General features: G+C 35.5%; 6 protein-coding genes. All 6 read left to right on the top strand.

The features are described 5' to 3' along the window. Positions 1 to 35: 35 nt before the first annotated feature. Positions 36 to 854 (top strand): MotA/TolQ/ExbB proton channel family protein, encoded by an 819-nt coding sequence (locus A3SG_RS0117155; protein WP_029596884.1) that lies wholly within the window; start codon positions 36 to 38, stop codon positions 852 to 854. Positions 855 to 891: 37 nt separating this feature from the next. Continuing rightward, positions 892 to 1,503: an ExbD/TolR family protein gene (locus A3SG_RS0117150; protein ID WP_016991232.1), complete on the top strand. Its 612-nt coding sequence runs from the start codon at positions 892 to 894 to the stop codon at positions 1,501 to 1,503. A gap of 18 nt (positions 1,504 to 1,521) precedes the next feature. After that, the gene (locus tag A3SG_RS0117145) at positions 1,522 to 2,073 is read left to right on the top strand and encodes an ExbD/TolR family protein (protein ID WP_016991231.1); all 552 of its coding nucleotides are present in this window, start codon (positions 1,522 to 1,524) and stop codon (positions 2,071 to 2,073) included. 34 nt (positions 2,074 to 2,107) lie between these two features. After that, positions 2,108 to 2,902: an energy transducer TonB gene (locus tag A3SG_RS0117140; RefSeq protein WP_016991230.1), complete on the top strand. Its 795-nt coding sequence runs from the start codon at positions 2,108 to 2,110 to the stop codon at positions 2,900 to 2,902. A gap of 233 nt (positions 2,903 to 3,135) precedes the next feature. Beyond that, positions 3,136 to 4,059 (top strand): PstS family phosphate ABC transporter substrate-binding protein, encoded by a 924-nt coding sequence (locus A3SG_RS0117130; protein WP_016991228.1) that lies wholly within the window; start codon positions 3,136 to 3,138, stop codon positions 4,057 to 4,059. Positions 4,060 to 4,075: 16 nt separating this feature from the next. Then, positions 4,076 to 5,755 carry a tetratricopeptide repeat protein gene (locus A3SG_RS0117125; protein WP_029596883.1) on the top strand — a complete coding sequence of 560 codons (1,680 nt, stop codon included), beginning with the start codon at positions 4,076 to 4,078 and terminating at the stop codon, positions 5,753 to 5,755. Positions 5,756 to 5,776: the final 21 nt, after the last annotated feature.

Below are 5,776 nucleotides of genomic sequence, written 5' to 3'. Positions count from 1 at the left end.
AAATAAATTATTTAAAACTATTAAAATTAGAAAAAATGGCAAACGTTAAAAAAGAAAGCACTTCAAACGGTGGAGGAATGGTTTCAGGAATCATTATTGTTGCGTGTATCGGTGTTGGTGTGTTGATCTGGAAATTTATTATGGGTGATCCTTCGAATTTTGAAGGTGGAAATCCAGAAGCGGGTGTTCCTTTGAATACGTTGGGGCAAGTATATCATGGAGGTGCAATTGTACCAGTATTATTAGGGATGTTATTAATGGTTCTTGTTTTTTCTATTGAAAGATATTTTGTTATATCTAAAGCCGCTGGTAAAACTAAATTGGACACTTTCATGACGAAGATACAAGCAAGCATCAAACAAGGCGAAATCGATGAGGCGATCGCTTCTTGTGACAAGCAACAAGGATCTGTTGCAAATGCAATTAAATCCGCACTTGTAAAATACCAAGCAGTTAAAAAAGAAGGATTTAATAGTGAAGAAGCGTCAGAGACTATTCACAAAGAAATAGAAGAAGCTACTTCACTTGAAATGCCAATGTTGCAGAAGAACATGACGATTATTTCGTCTTTGGTTTCTTTAGGAACTCTTGTTGGATTGTTAGGGACTGTAGCAGGTATGATTAAAGCATTTGGTGCATTGGCTGCTGCTGGTACTCCTGATCAAGCGCAGCTTGCAGCTGGTATTTCTGAAGCACTTATTAACACTGCAACAGGTATTGGAACTTCAGCTGTAGCAATTATCTCTTACAATTTCTTTACTTCAAAAATTGATGATTTAACGTATTCCATTGACGAAGCTGCTGTTTCTATTGTGAATACTTATAGAAGATTCAGAGGAAGTTTGAAGCAATAATTAGGTTGATATTGATATCAAATAAAAAACAAAAAGAATGGCTAAAATAAAAATAAAAAAAAATCCGGGGTCTACAGACATGACTGCGATGTGTGATGTCGCATTCCTTTTGCTTACCTTCTTTGTAATGACTTCAACAGCCAAAATACCAGAAGCATTGCCTGTAGATACTCCTGCTTCGACCGTTCAGACTAAATTGCCTGAATCTGATCTGGCTACTTTAACTGTAGGAAAAGGCATGGTTTTCTTTGATTTGAAAGGAAAACAGGTTCGCATGAGAACGTTAGAGTTGATGGGAGAGAAATATGGTGTAGATTTTACTGATGCTGAAAAAAATACATTTTCAAGGATGGATGATTTTGGTGTGCCAATTGCTAATCTTAAGCAAATCATTGATATGAAGGCGTCTGATAGAAGTAAAGCAGAACAGCCTGGTATTCCTACAGATTCGTTAAATAATCAATTGAAAGAGTGGATCTATAATGCGCGTCTTGCGAATATAGAGGTAAATGATAAAGAATTGCAGGTCGCTATTAAAGGTGATGCAAAAGAAGAGTATCCAGCCATTAAACAAGTGATGGATATTTTACAAGATCAAAAAATCAATAGCTTTAGTTTAGTTACTGGTTTAAGAGGAAAAGATTTTTAATAAAAAAAAGACACTAAAATGGCTGAATTAAATACCGGCGACGGTGGAGGCAAAAAAGGTGGGAAGGTAAGAAGTAAAAAATCAAATGCAAAAGTAGATTTAACTGCTATGGTAGATTTGGCTTTCTTATTAATAACATTCTTTATGCTTACTACGACATTGTCTAAACCTCAATCAATGAACTTGGGGTTGCCAGATAAGGATCCGGACGTGGAAAGTGCGGATATTAAGGTTGATGAAAATCGTACGATGACTGTAATGTTAGGCGATAACAACAAGATGGTTTTTTATATGGGTTTATTGGCTACGCCAATAGCTGGTCCAAAGGAGATTACATTCGGTAAAGATGGTTTGCGTAAGGAAATTCTAGAAAGAAAAAAATCAGTTCTTGCCTATACAGGAAATAAGGATAAAGGGATGATTGTAATTATAAAGCCTAGTAAGAAATCGAGTTATAAAAACGTGATTGATATACTAGACGAGATGGCAATTTCTGATGTGCCAACTTATACTATCGTTAATGATTTTTCGGCTGAGGAACTAAAATTGTTAGAGGGAAAACAGGAGTAACCTTGTTTTCTTAATAACCTAATAATTAAGAAAAATGAAACTAGACATATTAAAAAATCAATGGCTTGATATCGTGTTCGAGGGTCGTAACAAGACTTACGGAGCTTATGAATTAAGAAAGTCAAACGGGAAAACTACTGTAAAAGCGCTTATTTTAGGTGCTATATTTTTTAGTCTCGCTGTCGCCGCTCCCCTTATCATAGACTTAATTCCTAAAGGTAAAGAGGAAGATATGGACAGGGATATTAAAATTACGGCCATTAAGTTACCTCCAAAGAAGGAAGAGCCTAAACTAAATGTTCCACCACCACCTCCACCACCACCAAAAGTGGATCAAGTTAAGTTTGTGAAGCCAGTGGTTGCTAAGGCTGAGGAAGTAACTGAAGAGCCACCGAAAATCGTGGAGATTAAAGAAAAAAAACTTGGTGCTCAAACCATAAAAGGAGATCCGGATGCTGTGTTGTCTGTTGCTCCAGTTGGTCCAGGTCCAACCAAAATTGTTGAAGAAGATAATCAAATTTATAACACGGCTGGTATCGAAGTAAAACCTGAATTTCCAGGTGGTATGGCTAAATTCTACAAGTATGTAGGAGATAACTATAGAGCCCCTGAAGAAGAAGGTCTTAAGGGTAAAGTTTATGTTACTTTTGTAGTGGAAAAAGATGGGTCATTAACTGATATCAAAGTACTAAGAGATATTGGTTATGGAACAGGAAAAGAAGCCATACGAGTTTTGAGTAAATGTCCGAGATGGAATCCAGGTATTCAAAACGGGAAGCCGGTTAGAGTATTATACTCCCTTCCGATTCAAATTCAAACAGCGGATTAATGTTGGAAAAAACAGTTAAAAATATTCAGAAGAAATCGCTCAAAGAGCGATTTCTTCTCGTTTTGGCAATTTTGTTTTTTGTCGTTTATTTGGCCTTGGGACTATTGATTATTTTTATGAAACAATTTCCTTTAGATATGTCAATGAATTATAGGATTACCTTTGGAATTCTGCTCATCGCGTATTCTTTATTAAGGGGTAGACGGATTATAAATGATAATAAAGATTAGATTATGAAAAATTTTGCAGGACGTATTTTTGTTTTGGCGCTGATCGTTTTTGGAGTGCTTGTCGGTTGTAAAAAGGCGGAGGTTGAGAAAGAAACTATTCTTAAAGGTACAGCAACGATTCTTGTCGATGAAACTTTAGAGCCGGTAATGGAAGATGAGATTACTATTTTTCAAAACCAATATAAAGCCACAATCCTTCTGGAGTCCAGATCTGAAAAAGAGGTGATGCGAGCATTCCTTAAAGATACCTCTCGTATTGTAATCCTGTCCAGAAAATTGAATGATAAGGAGGTCAAATATTTTGAACAACTCAAAATTAAACCAAAGACAACCAAAATTGGTACTGATGCAGTTGCTTTTATATCTAATAAAGGCAATAATGACACCTTGATAGCTTTGAAAGATGTGATCCTTTTTATGCAAGGGAGACCACAAACGAGAGTCAAAGGATTAGTTTTTGATAATCCAAATTCGAGTACTGTGCGATATATGAATGAGTTGGCAGGAATAGCAGAAATGCCTAAAGAAGCGGTGTACTCCTTTAAGTTAAATAAAGATGTTGTCAAATTTGTAGCTGATAATGATGGTATGATAGGTGTTGTTGGTGTAAATTGGCTGTATCAGCCGTCACCTGACATACGTGATCTTATGAAAAATATTAACGTATTAAGCGTTAAAGGAGAGGGCGGTGAGGAGTTTGTTGCCCCTACACAAAACAATTTAGCCGAAGGAAAGTACCCTTTGGCACGTGATTTGTATATTATTAATTGTCAGGGATCTTTTGGTTTAGGAATGGGCTTCGCTTCATTTGTAGCTGGAGATATAGGACAAAGGATAATTTTGAAAGCGGGATTGTTGCCTGTACGTATGCCTCCAAGAAAAGTTGTATTTAAAAACAAATCAAACAATGAAAATGAAAATGAATAAATCAAATAAAGTTAAAATGAACAAATTTAAAATTTTAAGTGTTGCCTTTCTGGCCACGGTATCCTTAGTGAACGCACAGGATATAGATCAAGCTAAAAAAGCGATTGACGCAGAACAATTTGAAAGTGCTAAATCGACTTTAAAATCAATTATTAAATCGGATCCATCTGAAGGGAAAGCATACTTTCTTTTAGGGAACGTATATCTTGTACAAAAGGTAGTAGATTCTGCGAAAATGACATATCAAAAAGGATTAGAGGCAAAGGATGATGAGCATTTTAATCATATTGGATTAGGTCAATTAGATCTTAATAATGGAGATGCTGCTGCAGCAAAAGCTAAATTTGAAATAGCTAAAAATGAAATGGGAAGAAGAGACCATTCAGAGTACGTATATATTGCGCGTGCTTACATGAATTCTGATAAACCGGATTATAAAGCTGCACTTCAGACTTTAAAACTGGCTAATGAAAGAAATGCAGAGGAGCCTCAAGTGCTCTTAGCTTTTGGTGATGCTCATTACGGAGACAAGAATCAGAATGCAGCATATTCAGCATATCGTAATGCTTTTCAAGCGGATAATACACTGCTAAGAGCTAAGATGCAATTAGGAGTTTTGCTAAAAGGTGCGAAAGCATACGTTGAGGCGGTGAAAGCTTTTACTGATGTAATAGCAACAAATCCTAATTACGGACCTCTTTATCGTGAATTAGCAGAAACATATTATTACTGGGCGGTGAACGTGCCTTCTAGAAACGATGAATATATGAAACAAGCGTTGTCTTACTATGAAAAATATATGACTTTAACTGATTATTCGTTAGATTCACGTATGCGTCATGCTGACTTCTTAGTTGTCGCTCATGATTACGAAGCTTTAGAAATCGAAGCTGATAAAATGAAGCAAATTGACAAAATTAACCCGAGAATTTTTCGTTATTTAGGATACTCTGCTTATTATAACAATAATGTAGACGTGGCTATTAAATCGCTACAGGATTATACTGCAAACTCTATGAATAATGTAATTTCGCTTGATTATTTATATTTAGGTTTGTCAAACATTAAAAAAGCGACAATGGGTGTTGATGCAACTGTTGTAGATCCAGTTCTATTTAATAAAGGGATTGAGCTTATTAAGAAAGCGGTTGCTATGGATAATGCTGTTGTTAATGAATTAAGCGATGCTGGTAAGGGTCTTTATGAGCAAAAATTTTATAAGGAGGCTGCAGGAATTTTTGAAATCGCGACTTCAAATAAAGAATCTAAAAATTATTTACTAGACAATTTTTATTTAGGTAATTCGCTTTACTTTGACAACACAAAAACTGGAGCGGTGAAAGACTCTATCGCTTTACAAAAAGCAGATGTGGCTTTTGGAAATGTGATTGAAGCATCTCCGGAAACTCAAGATGTTTATGTTTATCGTGCAAGAACTAACACGTTGCTTGGAAATGATGATCTAATGATCAAATATTATCAACAATATATTGATATTGTAACTAAGAAAGGTCCTGAAGAAATGGCTAAGGCTACTGTGAAGGGTAAATTAATTGAGGCTTACAATACAATGGCTGCAGGTTATGCAAACACTGATAAAGTGAAAGCTATTGAATTCTTCAATAAAACGCTTGCTATCGATCCTGAAAATGGATATGCAAAGCAATCAGTTGAGATGCTTAAGAATAAAAAATAATAATATTATGTTAGATAAAAA

Source organism: Flavobacterium sp. ACAM 123, assembly GCF_000264055.1.
Taxonomy (GTDB): domain Bacteria; phylum Bacteroidota; class Bacteroidia; order Flavobacteriales; family Flavobacteriaceae; genus Flavobacterium.
The sequence above is the reverse complement of the archived record's forward strand: the minus strand, read 5'-3'. Positions and strand labels throughout refer to the sequence as shown.

Excerpts from the sequence above, each read along its gene's own strand:
- A3SG_RS0117145 (WP_016991231.1), top strand. The coding sequence starts at position 1,522 with ATGGCTGAATTAAATACCGGCGACGGTGGAGGCAAAAAAGGTGGGAAG.
- A3SG_RS0117150 (WP_016991232.1), top strand. The coding sequence starts at position 892 with ATGGCTAAAATAAAAATAAAAAAAAATCCGGGGTCTACAGACATGACT.
- A3SG_RS0117155 (WP_029596884.1), top strand. The coding sequence starts at position 36 with ATGGCAAACGTTAAAAAAGAAAGCACTTCAAACGGTGGAGGAATGGTT.
- A3SG_RS0117130 (WP_016991228.1), top strand. The coding sequence starts at position 3,136 with ATGAAAAATTTTGCAGGACGTATTTTTGTTTTGGCGCTGATCGTTTTT.
- A3SG_RS0117125 (WP_029596883.1), top strand. The coding sequence starts at position 4,076 with ATGAACAAATTTAAAATTTTAAGTGTTGCCTTTCTGGCCACGGTATCC.
- A3SG_RS0117140 (WP_016991230.1), top strand. The coding sequence starts at position 2,108 with ATGAAACTAGACATATTAAAAAATCAATGGCTTGATATCGTGTTCGAG.